Origin of the sequence: Staphylococcus sp. FSL W8-0304, assembly GCF_038006565.1 — a bacterium.
Taxonomy (GTDB): domain Bacteria; phylum Bacillota; class Bacilli; order Staphylococcales; family Staphylococcaceae; genus Staphylococcus; species Staphylococcus epidermidis.
The window spans coordinates 1,606,848-1,626,595 of the sequence record NZ_JBBOVL010000001.1 but is presented as its reverse complement, the minus strand read 5'-3'; the positions used below and the strand labels follow the sequence as shown (position 1 = coordinate 1,626,595).

The following is a 19,748-nucleotide window of genomic DNA, read 5'->3' as shown; positions in this document are numbered from 1 at the left end:
GTTAGTGATGTTATAGGGTGACTGAAAAACATACATTCAATTAAAATCATTTAATAAGTAAAAGTAATATTTAGTATGTACATGCGACAATTGCTTTATTAAATATGATAAAAATATTAATCTTAAAAAATATAATCTCAATAATCAAATGGTATAACAGTGCAATAATAGTGTACATCAAGGTCGTTTTAACTTATAATAAATAGTGAGTTTGTATATGGACGGGTCACTATTTATAGGAGGTAACATTTTGAGTTTAATAAAGAAAAAAAATAAAGATATTCGTATTATTCCACTCGGTGGAGTAGGCGAAATCGCTAAAAATATGTACATCGTTGAAGTAGACGATGAAATGTTTATGTTGGATGCAGGATTAATGTTCCCAGAAGATGAAATGCTTGGGGTAGATATTGTTATTCCTGACATTCAATATGTCATTGAAAACAAAGAAAGATTAAAAGGAATATTTCTTACACACGGTCATGAACATGCTATAGGCGCAGTAAGTTATGTGTTAGAACAAATCGATGCACCAGTTTATGGTTCTAAATTGACAATTGCACTTGTTAAAGAAGCAATGAAGGCCCGAAATATTAAAAAGAAAGTACGTTACTATACTGTAAACCATGATTCAATTATGAGATTTAAAAATGTTAACGTTAGTTTCTTTAATACAACACATAGCATTCCCGATAGCTTAGGCGTATGTATTCATACTTCTTATGGTTCTATAGTTTATACTGGAGAGTTTAAGTTTGATCAAAGTTTGCATGGACATTATGCTCCAGATTTGAAACGCATGGCAGAAATTGGTGATGAGGGCGTGTTCGCATTAATCAGTGATTCAACAGAAGCTGAAAAGCCAGGATATAACACGCCTGAAAATATTATTGAACATCACATGTATGATGCTTTTGCCAAGGTTAAAGGTAGACTTATTGTATCATGCTATGCTTCAAACTTCGTTCGTATTCAACAAGTGCTTAACATTGCAAGTCAACTTAATCGTAAAGTGTCATTTTTAGGTCGTTCACTTGAAAGTTCGTTTAACATAGCACGTAAAATGGGATACTTTGATATACCAAAAGATTTATTAATACCTATTAATGAAGTAGAAAATTATCCTAAAAATGAAGTGATTATTATTGCTACAGGTATGCAAGGTGAACCAGTAGAAGCATTAAGTCAAATGGCTCGCAAGAAGCATAAAATTATGAACATAGAAGAAGGGGATTCAATATTCCTAGCAATTACTGCTTCAGCTAATATGGAAGTTATTATTGCAGATACATTAAATGAGTTAGTGCGTGCTGGAGCACATATAATTCCAAACAACAAGAAAATTCATGCGTCAAGTCATGGTTGTATGGAAGAATTGAAAATGATGTTAAATATCATGAAACCTGAATATTTTGTACCTGTTCAAGGTGAATTTAAAATGCAGATTGCACATGCCAAATTAGCAGCAGAAACAGGTGTAGCACCTGAGAAAATTTTCTTAGTTGAAAAAGGCGACGTGATTAGTTATAACGGTAAAGATATGATTTTAAATGAAAAAGTTCAATCAGGTAATATACTTATTGATGGGATTGGCGTTGGTGACGTAGGTAATATCGTATTAAGAGATCGACATCTATTAGCCGAAGACGGTATTTTTATTGCGGTTGTGACATTAGACCCTAAAAATCGACGTATTGCTGCAGGACCTGAAATTCAATCAAGAGGCTTCGTCTATGTTAGAGAAAGTGAAGAACTTTTGAAAGAGGCTGAAGAAAAAGTACGTAAAATTGTAGAGGAAGGTCTTCAAGAAAAACGAATAGAATGGTCAGAAATCAAGCAAAATATGAGAGATCAAATCAGTAAGTTACTATTTGAGAGTACAAAACGCCGTCCAATGATTATTCCAGTCATATCGGAAATCTAATCTTAATAGAATAATATTTAAAGAGGTTGGAACAATTTAGCAAAGCAAAATCATGTTTAATGACTTTGTTCAACAATTAGTTTTTCTTTTAAATATTTATCAGTTTCTAATATCTTAGAGTTTGGTAAATATGAGAGTGAATCTAAATAATCTAAGTTGTTCTTGCCTCTTTCATCTTATTAAAAATACATATAAATTATATATTCAAATGGGATGAATACTCTAAATATAGTAATGATGAGAGATTAAAAAAGAAGGTGTAGGTATTGCCACAAGCAAAAAAAAGAACATCGACGAAGAGAAAGGGTAATAAAAAAACGAATAAAAAAAAGCAAAATGAAACGCCTTTAAGATATATATTCTCAATAATTGTAGTAATTCTTATTATACTAGGCGCTTTTCAATTAGGAATCATTGGTAGAATGATTGATAGCTTTTTTAATTATCTTTTTGGAATGAGTCGATACTTAACTTATATTTTAGTACTTATTGCAACAATCTTTATAACATACTCTAAGCAAATACCTAGAACTCGACGTAGTATCGGTGCAATAGTTTTACAATTAGCTTTGTTATTTATAACGCAATTGTATTTTCATTTTTCACATAATATTACTTCACAAAGAGAGCCTGTACTGTCCTTTGTTTATAAAGCTTATGAACAAACACATTTTCCAAATTTTGGGGGCGGCTTAATAGGTTTTTATTTACTTAAACTATTTATACCTCTCATATCTATTGTAGGTGTAATAATAATTACTATCCTGTTACTAGCTTCGAGTTTCATTTTATTACTTAATTTAAGACATAGAGATGTTACAAAAAGTTTATTCGACAACCTCAAGTCATCAAGTAATCATGCATCTGAGTCAATAAAACAAAAAAGAGAACAAAATAAGATTAAAAAAGAAGAAAAAGCTCAATTAAAAGAGGAAAAAATTGAACGGAAAAAACAAAAAAAATCACGTCAAAATAATAATGTCATTAAAGATGTTAGTGATTTTCCAGAGATTTCCCAGTCAGACGATATTCCAATATATGGTCATAATGAGCAAGAAGATAAAAGACAAAATACTACTAACCAACGTCAAAAACGTGTTTTGGATAATGAACAATTTCAACAATCATTACCAAGTACCAAAAATCAATCAATAAATAATAATCAGTTATCTACAACTGCTGAAAACAATCATCAACAAAGTCAGGCTGAAGGCTCAATATCTGAAGCTGGTGAAGAAGCCAATATTGAGTATACGGTGCCACCTTTATCTTTATTAAAACAGCCTACCAAACAAAAAACTACTTCAAAAGCTGAAGTCCAACGTAAAGGTCAGGTTTTAGAATCTACACTAAAAAACTTTGGTGTTAATGCTAAAGTAACACAAATTAAAATCGGTCCCGCAGTGACACAATATGAAATTCAACCAGCACAAGGTGTTAAAGTAAGTAAAATAGTCAATCTCCATAATGACATTGCATTAGCTTTGGCTGCGAAAGATGTACGAATAGAAGCACCTATTCCAGGTCGCTCTGCGGTAGGAATTGAGGTTCCTAATGATAAAATCTCACTTGTCACTCTAAAAGAAGTTTTAGAAGATAAGTTCCCATCTAAGTATAAATTAGAAGTCGGCATTGGTAGAGATATTTCTGGTGATCCAATATCAATTCAATTAAATGAAATGCCTCACTTACTCGTTGCTGGTTCAACAGGAAGCGGTAAATCAGTTTGTATTAACGGTATTATAACGAGTATATTGCTCAATACAAAACCGCACGAAGTTAAACTTATGTTAATCGATCCTAAAATGGTAGAGTTAAATGTTTACAATGGTATTCCTCATTTACTTATACCGGTTGTAACAAATCCACATAAAGCGTCTCAAGCTTTAGAAAAAATTGTTTCAGAAATGGAACGTCGTTATGATTTGTTTCAACATTCATCGACACGAAATATTGAAGGATATAACCAATATATACGCAAACAGAATGAGGAACTTGATGAAAAACAATCTGAGTTACCATATATCGTCGTAATAGTGGATGAATTGGCTGATTTAATGATGGTTGCAGGTAAAGAAGTAGAAAATGCTATCCAACGTATTACTCAAATGGCTAGAGCTGCGGGTATACACTTAATTGTAGCTACCCAAAGACCTTCAGTTGATGTTATTACTGGTATTATTAAAAATAACATTCCATCAAGAATTGCGTTCGCTGTAAGTTCTCAAACTGACTCTAGAACAATAATTGGTGCTGGTGGAGCTGAAAAGCTACTTGGTAAAGGTGATATGCTATATGTTGGTAACGGAGAATCTACCACAACCCGAATTCAAGGTGCTTTTTTAAGCGATCAAGAAGTGCAAGATGTTGTTAATTATGTTGTAGAGCAACAGAAAGCAAATTATGTTAAAGAAATGGAACCAGATGCACCTGTAGATAAATCAGAAATGAAGAGTGAGGACGCTTTATATGATGAAGCTTATTTATTTGTAATAGAAAAGCAAAAAGCTAGTACTTCTTTATTACAACGACAATTTAGAATCGGTTATAATCGAGCTTCAAGGCTCATGGATGATTTGGAACGTAACCAAGTTATTGGTCCACAAAAAGGAAGTAAACCTAGACAAATTTTAGTTGATTTAGAAAATGACGAGGTGTAAAAATGTCGGAAATGAGTGCAATCTATAGAGTAAAACAATACATTTTAAATTTAATTAAAGATGGTGAACTTACTAATGGAAGTAAATTACCTAGTAATTTGTCAATTGCGAGAGCATTAAATGTTAAAACAGATGATGTTTACGATGGTATAGATGAGTTGATTACTGAACAAGTAGTAACGGATAATTTTGAAGAGGGGACTAGCGTAAAAGTAAAGCCCCCTTTCTATTACCCGTTAAATAAAATTATTAGTATAGGGACTATGATTAAAGAAGCAGGTTATGAAGCAGGAACAGAATATCTGAATCTTGACGAGCAACCTGCAACTATTTTAGATGCTGAACATTTAGGTATAGAAACAAAAGAACCTATAACAATTATTGAGAGACTAAGGACTGCTAATCATAAGCCGGTCGTATATTGTTTAGACAAAATAGCAAAAACTTATCTAACTTGCACAGATTATCAACAGAGTAGTGGTTCAATGTTAGAAGCTATTAAAGCATCTACAAATCATGTAATCATGCATGCAGAAATGGATTTAGAAGCAATTAGTTACGAACCTCATATCTCAGAAGTACTTAATGCTTCACCTCACGAAGGGCTTATGTTACTTAAAGTAGTACATTATGACGAAAAGCATCAACCAATTTTGTATTCTTTAAATTATATTAAGAGTAGTTTAGTTAAATTCACTATTACTAAAAGTGAATAAATTGTCATATTAAACCAGGAGGTTAGATTTTGGAGAGATTCAATCAAGATAACACAAAAGTTCGAGTCAATGTTTTGCCTACCGATAAATTTAAAACAACGACAATTACCTTTAAATTTATGGCACCATTAAACTATAAAACAATTACTTCACGTTCAATTTTAAGTAAAGTATTAGTTCGTGCAACACAACAATGGCCCACCGATAAAACTTTAAATAAACAGTTATCAGAATTGTATGGTGCCTATGTTAATAGTTTTGTTTCAAAGTTTAAAGATAGGCATGTTATTACAATCTCATTAGAAGTAGTTAATGAAAAATTCTTAAAAGATAAAACCCCTTTATTTGAAAAGGGATTAGATACGTTAAAAGAAATAATTTGGAATCCATTAATCAAAGATGGATGTTTTGATCATACATATGTAGCTCAAGAAAAGTCTTTACTTAGCAAAAAACTTGAAGCAATGGAAGATAATAAAGCACAGTATTCATTTCTTCAGTTAATGAATTATATGTTTAAACAGGAGCCTTATCGATATATAGCGACAGGTCAATTAGAACAAATTCCACAAGTGACTTCTGAAAGTCTATACGATACATATCTATCCATGATACAAAATGATGATTGTGCCATTTACGTTGTAGGAAATATTAACAAAGAGGAAGTTACACAACTAATTCTAGATAAGTTTGCAATTAAGCCTTTCTATTTAGAAAATAGAGAAACTACTGAAATCACACCTTCTTTTGATCAACCGCAATATATAATTGAAAAAGACGATGTTGACCAAGCTAAATTGAATTTGGGATATCGCTTTCCATCTTATTATGGAAAAAGTAATTACTATGCATTTATAGTATTAAATATTATGTTTGGAGGAGATCCTTCCTCAGTACTATTTAACGAAGTCAGAGAAAAGCAAAGTTTGGCATACTCTATACATTCACAAATTGATGGTAAAAACGGATTTTTATTTGTTTTAAGTGGTGTTTCTGCTGAGAAATATGAGCAAGCAAAAGAAACTGTTATCAAAGAGTTTGATAAGATAAAAAGTGGAGATTTCGATTCTAATAAAATTGAATTAGCTAAAAAAATCATTATTTCTCATAGACACGAAGCATCAGATAGACCCAAAAGTATAATTGAAATACTGCATAATCAATTATTATTAAACCACCAGCAAACAGATCAAGATTTTATAAATGCAGTGAATCGAGTGACGAAGACAGATGTTATTAAATTGGCAAATGAAGCTGTTCTAGATACAATTTATGTACTAACGAAAGGAGACCAACACTGATGAAAACACATCAATATGAACTTATAGATGAGAAAGTTTTCGAACATGAGTTTGATAATGGGTTGAAATTATTTGTCATACCTAAGCCTGGTTTTCAAAAAACGTATGTGACCTACACAACACAGTTTGGTTCATTGGACAATCATTTTAAGCCCATAGGTAGTCAGCAATTTGTAGAAGTTCCTGACGGTGTGGCACACTTTTTAGAACATAAATTGTTTGAAAAAGAAGATGAAGATTTATTTACTGCATTTGCCGAAGAGAATGCGCAAGCTAATGCTTTTACAAGCTTTGATCGTACGAGTTATTTATTTAGCGCAACAAGTAATATTGAAAGTAACATAAAACGTCTCCTCAATATGGTAGAAACACCTTATTTTACTGAAGAAACAGTTAATAAAGAAAAGGGGATTATAGCTGAGGAAATTAAAATGTACCAGGAACAACCAGGATATAAATTAATGTTTAATACTTTAAGGGCTATGTATTCCAAGCACCCGATACGGGTGGATATTGCTGGTAGTGTTGAAAGCATTTATGAAATAACTAAAGATGATTTATACTTATGTTATGAAACATTTTATCATCCCTCTAATATGGTGTTGTTTGTGGTAGGCGATGTTAGTCCTCAATCGATAATTAAACTTGTGGAAAAGCATGAAAATCAAAGAGATAAAACTTATCAACCACGTATTGAACGTGCGCAAATTGATGAGCCTAGAGAGGTAAATCAACGGTTTGTTTCCGAGAAAATGAAATTACAGTCACCACGATTGATGTTAGGTTTTAAAAATGAACCATTAGATGAAAGTGCAACGAAATTTGTTCAAAGAGATTTGGAAATGACATTTTTCTACGAATTAGTTTTTGGAGAGGAAACAGAGTTTTATCAACAACTTTTAAATAAAGATTTAATAGATGAAACATTCGGTTATCAATTTGTATTGGAACCAAGTTACAGTTTTTCAATTATTACTAGTGCAACACAACAGCCTGATCTATTTAAACAACTAATAATGGATGAATTAAGAAAATATAAAGGAAACCTTAAAGATCAAGAAGCATTTCATTTATTGAAAAAGCAATTTATTGGAGAATTCATATCAAGTTTAAATTCTCCAGAATATATAGCTAATCAATATGCAAAACTCTATTTCGAAGGAGTAAGTGTATTTGATATGCTAGATATCGTAGAAAATATTACGTTAGAGAGTGTAAATGAAACTTCCGAATTATTCTTGAACTTTGACCAACTTGTTGATAGTCGTCTGGAGATGGAAAATAGATGAAAGCGCTAGTCATAGGTGGTTCTGGAACAATAGGACGTGCCATTGTAAAACGACTGCTATTTGAAGGTTATGAAGTCTTCTTACATTATCATTCAGCTCAATATTCTGATTTAAGTAATCAATTTAAAAATAGCAAAATTACATTTATTCAATGTGATTTAACCAAAGATATAAAACTCGAAGATTACTTTGGACACATTGACGAGCTAGATTGTCTAATTTATACCAGTGGGACAGCATTATATGGCATGTTACAAGATATGAGTGATTGTGACATCGATAATAGTTATGCATTAAATGTAAGACAATTTATACGTTTGACTCGCTACTTTATTGATATTTTAAGGCAGAGTAACAATGGACGCATCATTGTTATTTCATCAATTTGGGGAGAAACTGGTGCTAGTTTAGAGACAATCTATTCAGCAATGAAAAGTGCTCAAATTGGTTTTGTTAAAGCATTAAGTCAAGAATTAGCTTTAACTTCAGTAACTGTAAATGCTATTACACCAGGCATGGTAAAAGGAAAAATGAGCGATGTATGGTCGAAAGATGAGTTATCGAATATAGTATCAGAGTTACCTCAGCAAAGAATGATTGATCCCTCTGAAGTGGCACATGCTTGTGCATACTTATGTAGTACTATGTCAAAAAGTATTACGGGAACGGTCCACAAAGTGAATGGCGGATGGTATATTTAATGTTTTGTCAGTAAAAGGTAAGTTTTCTTGTTTCAATTGTTATAGGAGCTACATATAAGTAATAATAAAAGAAGTATCTTTTTATTATTGGTGTTATAATATGATAAACAAAGATTTCATGTGCTTCGTTATTAACAAGGGGTGATCAAGAGATGACTTTTGCAAAAAGGAAAGAGTGGTACTTAGAATATGAGATAACTGTAAATCGTGCTGGCTTACTCGGTGATATTTCAAGTTTGCTTGGAATGCTCGGTATTAGTATTGTTACAATTAATGGTGTTGATCAGGGAAAAAGGGGATTGTTAATCAAAACAGATCAACTAGAAAAGGTCGAAAGGTTCGAACAAATTGTAAAAGAAATTAATGAAATAGAAATTACAAAGTTAAGAGTTCCTGAATTACGAGATAGACTCGCTGTACGACACGGTAGATATATTGAACAGGATGCTGATGATAAAAAGACTTTTAAATTTGAACGAGAAGATTTAGGATTACTTGTTGATTTTTTAGCTGAATTATTTAAAGAAGAGGGACATAAATTAATCGGAATACGTGGAATGCCTAGAGTTGGTAAAACTGAATCTATTGTAGCTGGAAGTGTTTGTGCACATAAAAGATGGTTATTCATTAGCTCAACTTTAATTAAACAAACAGTAAGGCGTTCACTATTTAAAGGTGAATATGATTCTAATCACGTATATATCATTGATGGTGCGGTAACAGCACGTGAATTGAACCCTGAACACCAAGAATTGGTGAGAGAGGTTATGACGTTACCCTCAATAAAAGTTGTTGAACATCCAGATTTATTTGTAGAGTCGTGCAATTATAATATGGAAGATTTTGACTATATTATTGAATTGAGAGAAAATGAAAATCAAGAGATTCGATATGAAGAAATGAAGAAACATACGGTTCAAAGTAAGAATAATTTAGATTTTGGAGATCCATTTGGTGGAGGGTTTGGTTTCTTTGAATAATGTCTAGGAGGACTTTGAGTGAAAACGATTGGTGAAGTGTTGAAAAGTAGACGTGAAAGATTGGGTATGACACTAAATGAATTAGAACAAAGAACTCAGTTAAAGCGTCAAACGTTAATACATATAGAAAATAATGATTTTAATGAACTAGCCAAGAGTGATTATACTGAAGGTTTTATTAGAAAATACGCTAAAGTTGTAAATATCGAACCAAATCAACTTATTGAAGCACATCAAGATGAGATTCCTGAAACACAATATCAAATTGATGATGTGATACAAACATTTTCTAATGGGTATGAACCCCCTTACCGACGTCAATCTAAAGAAGTGTTTCAATTGTTGATGTGGATGGGTTTCATTATTTTAATATCTTTAATCGTTTGGATACTCGCAATATTAATTATATAAATATATGTTTTAGAAATGAGGATTTAATATGAATATACCGAATCAAATAACGGTATTTAGAGTTATTTTAATACCATTTTTTATTTTATTTGCTTTAGTTGATTTTGGTTTTGGGCAAATTTCAATTTTAGGTGGAAATCATATCAGAATTGAAATATTAATTAGTGCTATCATATTTGTGGTTGCATCATTAAGTGATTTTGCTGATGGTTATCTTGCCCGCAAATGGCAATTAGTTACTAATATGGGGAAATTCTTAGATCCACTTGCAGACAAATTATTGGTCGCGAGTGCATTAATTGTTATGGTGCAACTTGGTTTTACTAATTCTGTCGTTGCTATCATTATTATTGCTCGAGAATTTGCCGTTACAGGATTACGATTACTACAAATTGAACAAGGGTTTGTAAGTGCTGCAGGGCAACTTGGAAAAATAAAAACTGCAGTGACAATGGTTGCAATTATATGGATTTTATTCGGCGATCCTTTCATGCACTATGTACATTTCCCAATTGGAGTGTGGTTATTATACATTGGAGTATTCTTTACTATTCTTTCAGGTATTGAATATTTTTATAAAGGAAGAGATGTATTTAAACATTCTAAATAAATGTGTAATTTAAAAATTGAGCTTGTAAATTTATTTCATCTATAAAGTACCATATCAATTTGTTATATAATCATACTCTCTAAAAATATATACATTTTGATTTAGTTATCTTTTTCAAAGGTTTGTTTCCTACTCTAGATGGGTTGCAAACCTTTTATTTTTTTAATTGATCTATTGTGACAAAGAAGATAAAACATTTACTAGAATTGATTTAATATTTCACTTTTCAGATGTAATATTGATATACATCTGGTAAATCTTTTATATAAATGTAATTTCAGCATCTTATAAAAAATGTGATGTTATGTTTAAGTTATATTAGATGACAGTTCTGTGATACATATATAAACTGTTTCTATAAAGATTCTTATTTTCGATTTATATTACAAAAAAATATATAATGGACTTATTGAAAAGACAATATAAATATTAGGGAGTATATCATTGATGAATATTTCAATAGTAGCTGTTGGCTCTGAACTATTACTAGGTCAAATAGCTAATACAAACGGGCAATATCTTTCAAAACTTTTTAATAGTATTGGTAAAAGTGTAGTAGAACACACAGTTATTGGTGATAACCCTCAAAGGTTAGAATATGTAATAAAGCAATGTCTATCTAGATTTGATACCATTGTTTTAACAGGTGGCTTAGGGCCAACAAAAGATGATTTAACTAAACATACTGTAGCTAAAGTATTAGGAAAAAATCTAGTGACGGATGAAACATCGTTAAACTTTATCAAAAACTATTTTAAAGAACAAGGTCAAGATATGACCTCTAATAATAAGCAACAAGCATTAGTGATTGAAGATGCCATAGTTTTACCAAATAAACATGGTATGGCTCCTGGTATGCTTGTAGAATTAGATAAACAAAAAATAATTCTACTACCAGGTCCACCGAAAGAAATGCAACCTATGGCGAAGAATGAATTATTACCTTATCTTATGGATAAAGATGAAGTTATCTTTTCTGAATTACTTAGATTTGCTGGTATAGGAGAGTCAAAATTAGAAACACTATTAATTGATCTTATAGATGAACAAACTAATCCGACAATCGCACCTCTTGCAGGTACGCATGAAGTATATGTTAGATTAACAGCCAATGCCGAAAGTAAGGAACGATGTCAACTGCTTATTAAGCCTATTCGAGATGAAATTTTAAATAGGATTGGTACTTATTATTTTGGTTCAGACGAAGTTAGCATTGAAGAATCAGTTATAAATAGTGCAAAACAGAATTTTGCTATTTATGACGGTGTAACTAATGGAGCTTTGTTTACTCGATTAAAAAATGCTGACAGTAAAAATCTAGTTAAAGGTATGCTACCACATTCTAACCAATTTATTGATATAACTTGTGAGTTTAATACCGTTTTATTCAATGCTGCTCAATATGTCAGGGATTTGTACCAAACAGATTTGGGTATTGTACTTTTAAATAAAGATAATATTGTATATTTAGGAATTTATGATGGAAATAATTTCGATATCGAAACATTTAAGATGTCTCAAAGTCGTAATTTATTGAGAAGCAGAAGTCAAAATTATGCGATGATTAGATTATTAAATTGGCTTAATAAATAGTAAATTTTAAATTTTCGCTAAAAATATAAGTACGTTTGTTCGTTTTTGTATCAGCTAAAACACAATAAATGCGAACAAATATTCGCAAAAGACTTGTGTTTTGCTTAAAATACTTGTATAGTAAGTATAAGATATTATACAGATAACTTTCTGTAGTAGGAGGTCTCGTTTTGGATAATGAACGTCAAAAAGCTTTAGATACAGTCATTAAAAATATGGAAAAATCTTTTGGTAAAGGTGCCGTTATGAAGTTAGGCGATAATAAAGGTCGCAGAATATCAAGTACTTCAAGTGGTTCTGTCACAGTTGATAATGCATTAGGGGTTGGAGGTTATCCTAAAGGAAGAATTATCGAAATATATGGACCTGAAAGTTCGGGTAAGACGACAGTAGCTTTACATGCTATCGCTGAAGTACAAAAAAACGGCGGTGTAGCAGCATTTATCGATGCCGAACACGCTCTCGATCCAGTATATGCACAAGCATTAGGTGTAGATATTGACAATTTATACTTATCTCAACCAGATCATGGTGAGCAAGGTCTTGAAATCGCCGAAGCTTTTGTTCGTAGTGGTGCTGTGGACATTGTTGTTGTCGATTCAGTAGCAGCCTTAACACCTAAAGCTGAAATTGAAGGTGAAATGGGAGATACTCATGTTGGTTTACAAGCAAGATTAATGTCTCAAGCATTAAGAAAGTTATCAGGGGCTATTTCTAAATCTAATACTACAGCTATATTTATTAACCAAATTCGTGAAAAGGTTGGCGTGATGTTCGGGAACCCTGAAACAACGCCCGGTGGTAGAGCCCTAAAATTCTATAGTTCTGTACGTTTAGAGGTAAGAAGAGCAGAGCAGTTAAAACAAGGTCAAGACATTGTAGGTAACAGAACTAAAATAAAAGTTGTGAAAAATAAAGTTGCACCTCCATTTAGAGTTGCAGAAGTAGATATTATGTATGGTCAAGGTATCTCTAAGGAAGGAGAGCTCATTGATTTAGGTGTAGAGAACGATATCGTTGATAAATCAGGTGCCTGGTATTCTTATAATGGAGATAGAATGGGGCAAGGTAAAGAAAATGTCAAAAATTATCTAAAGGAAAATCCACAAATCAAAGAAGAAATTGACCGTAAGTTACGTGAAAAGTTAGGTATTTTCGATGGTGATGTGGATGAAAATGAAAATGAAGACGATTCACCAAAAACTTTATTTGATGAATAGTTTTTAGTTGATTAATTAAAAGGATGGCTCAATTAGCCATCTTTTTTTGTAGTTTTTGATTTGTTCTTTAAGAAAAGCAATTTAAAGTGAGTGTAGTGCAATTTCATATCTTGACACATATCTGTCGATAAACGTACAATTAGTATGTATGATTCTTATATAATTTCATATAATCATATTGATTTTGATATACAAAGCAAACCCTAGATAAAGGAGGTGTTTATGTGAATTTATTAAGCCTCCTACTCATTTTGCTGGGGATTATTCTAGGCGTTGTTGTAGGGTATATTGTTGCCCGAAATTTATTACACCAAAAACAAGTTCAAGCAAGACAAACTGCCGATGATATTGTTAGCTATGCTAATAAAGAAGCAGACAATATTAAAAAAGAAAAATTACTTGAGGCAAAAGAAGAGAACCAAATTTTAAAAGAACAAGCTGAGAATGAACTGCGTGAAAGACGTGGTGAACTTCAAAGACAAGAAACCCGACTTCTTCAAAAAGAAGAAAATTTGGATCGGAAATCTGATCTTTTAGATAAAAAAGATGAGATTTTGGAACAAAAAGAATCAAAACTTGAAGAAAGACAACAACAAGTAGATGCAAAAGAGAGTAGTGTTCAAACATTAATAATGAAGCATGAACAAGAATTAGAACGCATCTCCGGTCTCACTCAAGAAGAAGCTGTGAAAGAACAGCTTCAAAGAGTTGAAGAAGAACTGTCACAAGATATTGCAATACTTGTTAAAGAAAAAGAAAAAGAAGCGAAAGAAAAAGTTGATAAAACAGCTAAAGAATTACTTGCTACAACTGTACAAAGATTAGCAGCAGAACATACAACTGAATCAACTGTTTCAGTCGTAAATCTGCCTAATGATGAAATGAAAGGTCGTATCATAGGTAGAGAAGGTAGAAATATACGTACGTTAGAAACACTTACTGGCATTGATTTAATCATTGATGACACACCAGAAGCAGTTATTTTATCAGGCTTTGATCCAATTAGACGTGAAATTGCTAGAACTGCACTAGTTAATTTAGTTTCTGATGGACGTATTCATCCTGGACGTATTGAAGATATGGTCGAAAAAGCTAGAAAGGAAGTAGACGATATCATAAGAGATGCTGGAGAACAAGCTACTTTTGAAATAAATGTACACAATATGCATCCTGATTTAGTGAAAATTTTGGGTCGATTAAATTATCGAACTAGTTATGGTCAGAATGTACTTAAACATTCAATTGAAGTTGCCCACCTCTCAGGTATGCTTGCAGCAGAACTAGGAGAGGATGTTACTCTAGCTAAACGTGCAGGATTATTACATGATGTTGGTAAAGCTATTGATCATGAAGTTGAAGGTAGTCACGTAGAAATAGGTGTTGAATTAGCCAAGAAATATAATGAAAATAACATAATTATTAATGCTATTCACTCACATCATGGTGATGTTGAACCAACCTCTATCATTTCTATTTTAGTTGCAGCAGCAGATGCATTATCAGCTGCGCGACCAGGTGCACGTAAAGAGACACTTGAAAATTATATTAGAAGACTTGAGAGACTCGAAACGTTATCTGAAAGTTATGATGGGGTAGAAAAAGCATTTGCTATACAAGCTGGTAGAGAGATTCGTGTAGTCGTCTCACCTGAAGAAATTGATGATTTAAAATCATATAGATTGGCAAGAGATATTAAGAACCAAATTGAAGAAGAGTTACAATATCCTGGACATATCAAAGTGACAGTTGTTCGAGAGACTAGAGCAATAGAATATGCTAAATAATTCCATAAGCCACTGACCGTATCTACGGCCAGTGGCTTATTAAATATAATATAAAAAACCGAGCGTATAAACGCTCGGATATAATGATTTATTTTAATTGTAAATCAACTTCATTAATTTCTTTTAAAATTTCAGCTGTATCATAGCAATTTGTAGAGATGTTTGCATATTTTTCTGCTAAACGATAAGCATTAATGTATAAAATTAAACTTTCTTTAGCGATATCTTCAGCTTCATCAGATTTGGCTGGATTTGAAGTTACAACTAATTCAGCAAATTTTTCAGGATCAATATTAATAGACATGAATGAATAAACAACTCCTATATTTTTATTAATTTTATATTAACACAATACATAAATACAAAAAAGTAAAGTCTTTTAATTTTCAGAATAATTAATTTGTTGATGAGACTTTTATTATAGTACAGTATCCATTAAACTTAATTTATGAGAGGATGAACAGAAATGAGAATATTGTTTATAGGTGACATCGTTGGTAAAGTGGGCAGGAAAATGATTACTACTTATTTACCTAAAATTAAACAAGCTTATCACCCAACAGTTTCTATAGTAAACGCTGAAAATGCCGCACACGGCAAAGGATTAACAGAAAAAATTTACAAACAACTTCTAAGAGAAGGCGTGGATTTCATGACTATGGGTAATCATACATATGGTCAAAGAGAAATTTACGATTTTATTGATGATGCTCATCGAATGGTTAGACCTGCAAATTTTCCTGATGAAGCTCCAGGAACAGGTATGAGAATAATAAAAATTAACGATATTAAATTGGCTATTATTAATTTACAAGGGCGTTCATTTATGCAAGATATTGATGATCCATTTAAAAAGGCCGACCAGTTAATCGAGGAAGCTCAAAGATCTACACCATACATATTTGTAGATTTTCACGCTGAAACTACATCTGAAAAAAATGCTATGGGTTGGTATTTAGATGGCAGAGTGAGCGCTGTTGTTGGTACTCATACACATATTCAAACTTCTGACGATCGTATATTACCTCATGGCACAGGATATATCACAGATGTCGGAATGACAGGTTATTACGATGGTATTTTAGGTATCAATAGAGATGAAGTTATTCAACGTTTTATTACCAGTTTGCCACAAAGGCATGTTGTTCCAGATGATGGGAGAGGCGTATTATCAGGAGTTATCATAGATTTAAATAAAGAAGGTAAAACGATTCAAATAAAGAGACTGTTAATAAATGAGGACCATCCTTTCCAAATTTAAAAGGATATAGTCCATTAGTATGAATTTAAACTTGTACCACTGTTGAAATAGTAAAACAGTGGTTTATTTTGTTATCATAGAGAGTGAATTAATACCACAGGAGGCATGTGATATGAAATCACAAATATCATGGAAAGTGGGCGGTCAGCAAGGCGAAGGTATTGAATCTACCGGTGAAATCTTTGCTACTGCAATGAATAGAAAAGGTTATTTTTTGTATGGATATAGACACTTTTCTAGTCGTATAAAAGGTGGCCATACTAATAATAAGATAAGAGTTTCAACATCGCCTGTGCATGCGATTAGTGATGATTTGGATATACTCATTGCTTTTGACCAGGAAACGATTGAATTAAATCATCATGAAATGAGAGAAGATAGTATTATAATTGCAGATGCTAAAGCAAAACCCAAAAAGCCAGAGAACTGTGTGGCTCAATTAATTGAGTTACCATTCACTAGCACGGCAAAGGAACTTGGAACAGCATTAATGAAGAATATGGTGGCAATTGGTGCGACATCTGCACTGATGGATTTAAACACATCAACTTTTGAAACTTTAATCGATAACATGTTTTCAAAAAAAGGTAATAAAGTTGTTGATATGAATATACAAGCTCTTAATATCGGTTATGATCTAATGAAGCAACAAGTTACCAACGTTAATGGAGACTTTACGTTAGAGAATGGTAGCGGTCATCCTCATTTATATATGATAGGTAATGACGCAATTGGATTAGGAGCAATAGCAGCTGGATCAAGATTTATGTCCGCTTATCCAATTACGCCAGCTTCTGAAATTATGGAATACATGATTGCCAATCTACCTAAAGTTGATGGTACTGTTGTTCAAACTGAAGATGAAATAGCAGCAGCAACGATGGCGATTGGTGCTAACTATGCAGGCGTACGAGGATTTACAGCAAGTGCAGGTCCAGGTCTTTCTTTAATGATGGAATCTATTGGATTGTCTGGTATGACTGAAACGCCGTTAGTCATTATTAATACTCAAAGAGGTGGTCCTTCTACTGGCTTACCAACAAAGCAAGAGCAATCAGATTTATTACAAATGATTTATGGTACCCATGGTGATATTCCGAAAATTGTCGTTGCTCCTACAGATGCTGAAGATGCGTTTTATCTTACTATGGAAGCATTTAATTTAGCTGAAGAATACCAATGTCCAGTCATTCTGTTAAGTGATTTACAATTATCATTAGGAAAACAAACTGTTAAAACACTCGATTATAATAAAATCGATATTCGTCGTGGAGAAATAATACAGTCAGATATCGAGAGAGCTGAAGATGATAAAGCATACTTTAAAAGATATGCATTAACAGCTAGTGGCGTATCACCACGACCAATACCAGGTGTTAAAGGTGGTATACATCATGTAACAGGTGTTGAACATAATGAAGAAGGGAAGCCAAGTGAGGCGCCTATGAATCGTCAGAATCAGATGGAAAAACGAATGCGCAAAACTGAAAGCTTGGTTATCAATAATCCTGTGTTACTCAATGAACATGATGACAAAGCAGATATACTGTACATAGGATTTATATCTACTAAAGGTGCTATTGGAGAAGGTGCAGAAAGACTAGAACGACAAGGTGTAAAAGTGAATACGATGCATATTCGACAATTACATCCTTTCCCTAAAGATATTGTTCAACAAGCTATTAATAAAGCTTCGAAAGTAATAGTTGCAGAACATAATTATCAAGGACAATTATCAAGTATTTTAAAAATGAACACACAAGTTGATGATAAATTAGTTAATCAAACAAAATACGATGGGAAACCTTTCTTACCTTATGAAATTGAAGAAAAAGGTTTAGAAATTGCTAAAGAGTTAAAGGAGTTGGTGTAATTGGCTACATTTAAAGATTTTAGAAATAATGTGAAGCCAAACTGGTGCCCTGGTTGCGGTGACTTTTCAGTTCAAGCTGCTATACAAAAAGCGACAGCGAATATTGGTTTAGAACCAGAAGATGTAGCAATCATTACAGGGATTGGTTGTTCTGGTAGACTATCAGGTTATATTAATTCTTATGGCGTGCATTCTATCCATGGTCGTGCATTGCCTCTAGCGCAAGGCGTTAAAATGGCAAACAAAGATTTAACAGTTATCGCTTCTGGTGGCGATGGAGACGGCTATGCAATAGGAATGGGACATACTATTCATGCTCTTAGACGTAATATGAATATGACGTATATTGTCATGGACAATCAAATATATGGATTAACTAAAGGACAAACATCACCTTCCTCAGCTAAAGGATTTGTAACTAAATCAACACCTAAAGGAAATATAGAAAAGAATGTAGCTCCATTGGAATTGGCACTATCCTCTGGTGCAACTTTTGTAGCACAAGGATTCTCAAGTGATATAAAGGCATTAACTAAAATGATTGAAGATGCGATTCATCATGATGGTTTTTCTTTTGTTAATGTTTTCTCACCTTGTGTTACTTACAATAAAGTGAATACTTATGACTGGTTTAAAGAACATTTAACAAGTATCGATGATATTGAGGGCTATGACAACACAGATAAACAACTTGCTATGAAAACTGTGTTGGATCATGAGTCATTGGTTAAAGGTATCGTTTATCAAGATACAACAACACCTTCTTATGAATCGCAAATTTCAGAACTAGAACATGAGGCGTTAGCTAAAAGAGACATTCATATTACAGAAGAAACTTTTAACGACTTAACTGCACAATTTTTATAAAGGATACTCATTCATAATAACTAGAATTGCGTCAAAATAAGTAGGTAAAATAAAAACGAAGGTGCACTTTTAATGTGATACGATATATCATGACTATCCAATTTTACTGAAATTTCTTATCTAATAACTTTAATGATTACGATAGAAAATCAAGAAGTACGGTTCAATTTAAAAAGTATTATAGAGCATGCATATAGGGAAATAACATATTTAAAGAGTGGGTCAGAATAACATTTTAATTCTGCTCACTCTTATTTTATATCTATATTGCTTATCAATAGCATAACGATTCAATAATGTAATTCTCAGTTAACATTTTTTACACGATTAATCATCCATCTCATCTAAAGGTAAATGATATAAGAATGACATAATTTATTCCAAATTATTTTAAAAATATAGGTAAAGTAATTAACAGATGAAATTTTTCTCAGAGTTATTATTAAATATATAAATAATGCGAACAGTTAAATGAACAGTCCTAATCAATGCAATAATTTTATTTTTTTAATAAATATGTAAAAGATTTTGTAAAAAGATTTTAAGAATATGAATTTT

Annotated in this window: 15 protein-coding genes and 1 pseudogene; 15 read left to right on the top strand and 1 reads right to left on the bottom strand. The window is 32.2% G+C overall.

The window, feature by feature from the left end; translation table 11 throughout:
- Window positions 1–250 precede the first annotated feature (250 nt).
- The 12 genes and pseudogenes from rnjB (at window position 251) to rny (ending at window position 15,189) form a co-directional block, all read left to right on the top strand.
- Window positions 251–1,924 (top strand): ribonuclease J2, encoded by a 1,674-nt coding sequence (gene rnjB, locus NST35_RS07650; protein ID WP_002457357.1) that lies wholly within the window; start codon window positions 251–253, stop codon window positions 1,922–1,924.
- A 902-nt stretch (window positions 1,925–2,826) separates the two neighbouring features.
- A pseudogene (locus NST35_RS07645) lies at window positions 2,827–4,584 on the top strand (DNA translocase FtsK); the annotation flags it as partial.
- 2 nt (window positions 4,585–4,586) lie between these two features.
- Entirely contained in the window at window positions 4,587–5,300 is a 714-nt protein-coding gene (locus NST35_RS07640; protein WP_002457355.1) for a GntR family transcriptional regulator, read from the top strand.
- Window positions 5,301–5,329: 29 nt separating this feature from the next.
- Window positions 5,330–6,601 carry an EF-P 5-aminopentanol modification-associated protein YfmF gene (gene yfmF, locus NST35_RS07635; protein ID WP_002457354.1) on the top strand — a complete coding sequence of 424 codons (1,272 nt, stop codon included), beginning with the start codon at window positions 5,330–5,332 and terminating at the stop codon, window positions 6,599–6,601.
- Window positions 6,601–7,890, top strand: coding sequence for an EF-P 5-aminopentanol modification-associated protein YfmH (gene yfmH / locus NST35_RS07630; RefSeq protein WP_032604446.1), 1,290 nt, complete (start codon window positions 6,601–6,603; stop codon window positions 7,888–7,890). Before yfmF ends, yfmH begins: the two co-directional genes overlap by 1 nt.
- The gene (gene ymfI / locus NST35_RS07625) at window positions 7,887–8,591 is read left to right on the top strand and encodes an elongation factor P 5-aminopentanone reductase (RefSeq protein ID WP_002457353.1); all 705 of its coding nucleotides are present in this window, start codon (window positions 7,887–7,889) and stop codon (window positions 8,589–8,591) included. The genes yfmH and ymfI overlap by 4 nt, the downstream gene beginning before the upstream one ends.
- A 152-nt stretch (window positions 8,592–8,743) precedes the next feature.
- Window positions 8,744–9,571: a YmfK family protein gene (locus NST35_RS07620; protein WP_002457352.1), complete on the top strand. Its 828-nt coding sequence runs from the start codon at window positions 8,744–8,746 to the stop codon at window positions 9,569–9,571.
- A gap of 18 nt (window positions 9,572–9,589) precedes the next feature.
- Window positions 9,590–9,982 (top strand): helix-turn-helix domain-containing protein, encoded by a 393-nt coding sequence (locus tag NST35_RS07615; protein ID WP_002457351.1) that lies wholly within the window; start codon window positions 9,590–9,592, stop codon window positions 9,980–9,982.
- 28 nt (window positions 9,983–10,010) lie between these two features.
- A complete protein-coding gene (pgsA, locus tag NST35_RS07610; protein WP_002446313.1) occupies window positions 10,011–10,592 on the top strand; it encodes a CDP-diacylglycerol--glycerol-3-phosphate 3-phosphatidyltransferase in 582 nt (193 codons plus the stop codon).
- Window positions 10,593–11,039: 447 nt separating this feature from the next.
- Window positions 11,040–12,185, top strand: a complete 1,146-nt coding sequence (locus NST35_RS07605) for a CinA family nicotinamide mononucleotide deamidase-related protein (protein ID WP_002457350.1) — start codon at window positions 11,040–11,042, stop codon at window positions 12,183–12,185.
- Window positions 12,186–12,355: 170 nt separating this feature from the next.
- The gene (recA, locus tag NST35_RS07600; protein ID WP_340747289.1) at window positions 12,356–13,405 is read left to right on the top strand and encodes a recombinase RecA; all 1,050 of its coding nucleotides are present in this window, start codon (window positions 12,356–12,358) and stop codon (window positions 13,403–13,405) included.
- Between the two features lie 224 nt (window positions 13,406–13,629).
- A complete protein-coding gene (gene rny, locus NST35_RS07595) occupies window positions 13,630–15,189 on the top strand; it encodes a ribonuclease Y (protein ID WP_001829512.1) in 1,560 nt (519 codons plus the stop codon).
- A gap of 88 nt (window positions 15,190–15,277) precedes the next feature.
- On the opposite strand, the gene NST35_RS07590 is transcribed toward rny, so the two are convergent.
- Window positions 15,278–15,493 carry a hypothetical protein gene (locus tag NST35_RS07590; RefSeq protein WP_002457349.1) on the bottom strand — a complete coding sequence of 72 codons (216 nt, stop codon included), beginning with the start codon at window positions 15,491–15,493 and terminating at the stop codon, window positions 15,278–15,280.
- A 162-nt stretch (window positions 15,494–15,655) separates the two neighbouring features.
- Between NST35_RS07590 and NST35_RS07585 the strand changes: the two genes are divergently transcribed.
- From NST35_RS07585 to NST35_RS07575, 3 genes are all read left to right on the top strand, one after another.
- Window positions 15,656–16,450 (top strand): TIGR00282 family metallophosphoesterase, encoded by a 795-nt coding sequence (locus NST35_RS07585; protein ID WP_002457348.1) that lies wholly within the window; start codon window positions 15,656–15,658, stop codon window positions 16,448–16,450.
- 112 nt (window positions 16,451–16,562) lie between these two features.
- The gene (locus NST35_RS07580; protein WP_002457347.1) at window positions 16,563–18,323 is read left to right on the top strand and encodes a 2-oxoacid:acceptor oxidoreductase subunit alpha; all 1,761 of its coding nucleotides are present in this window, start codon (window positions 16,563–16,565) and stop codon (window positions 18,321–18,323) included.
- Window positions 18,324–19,190, top strand: a complete 867-nt coding sequence (locus NST35_RS07575; RefSeq protein WP_002457346.1) for a 2-oxoacid:ferredoxin oxidoreductase subunit beta — start codon at window positions 18,324–18,326, stop codon at window positions 19,188–19,190.
- Window positions 19,191–19,748: the final 558 nt, after the last annotated feature.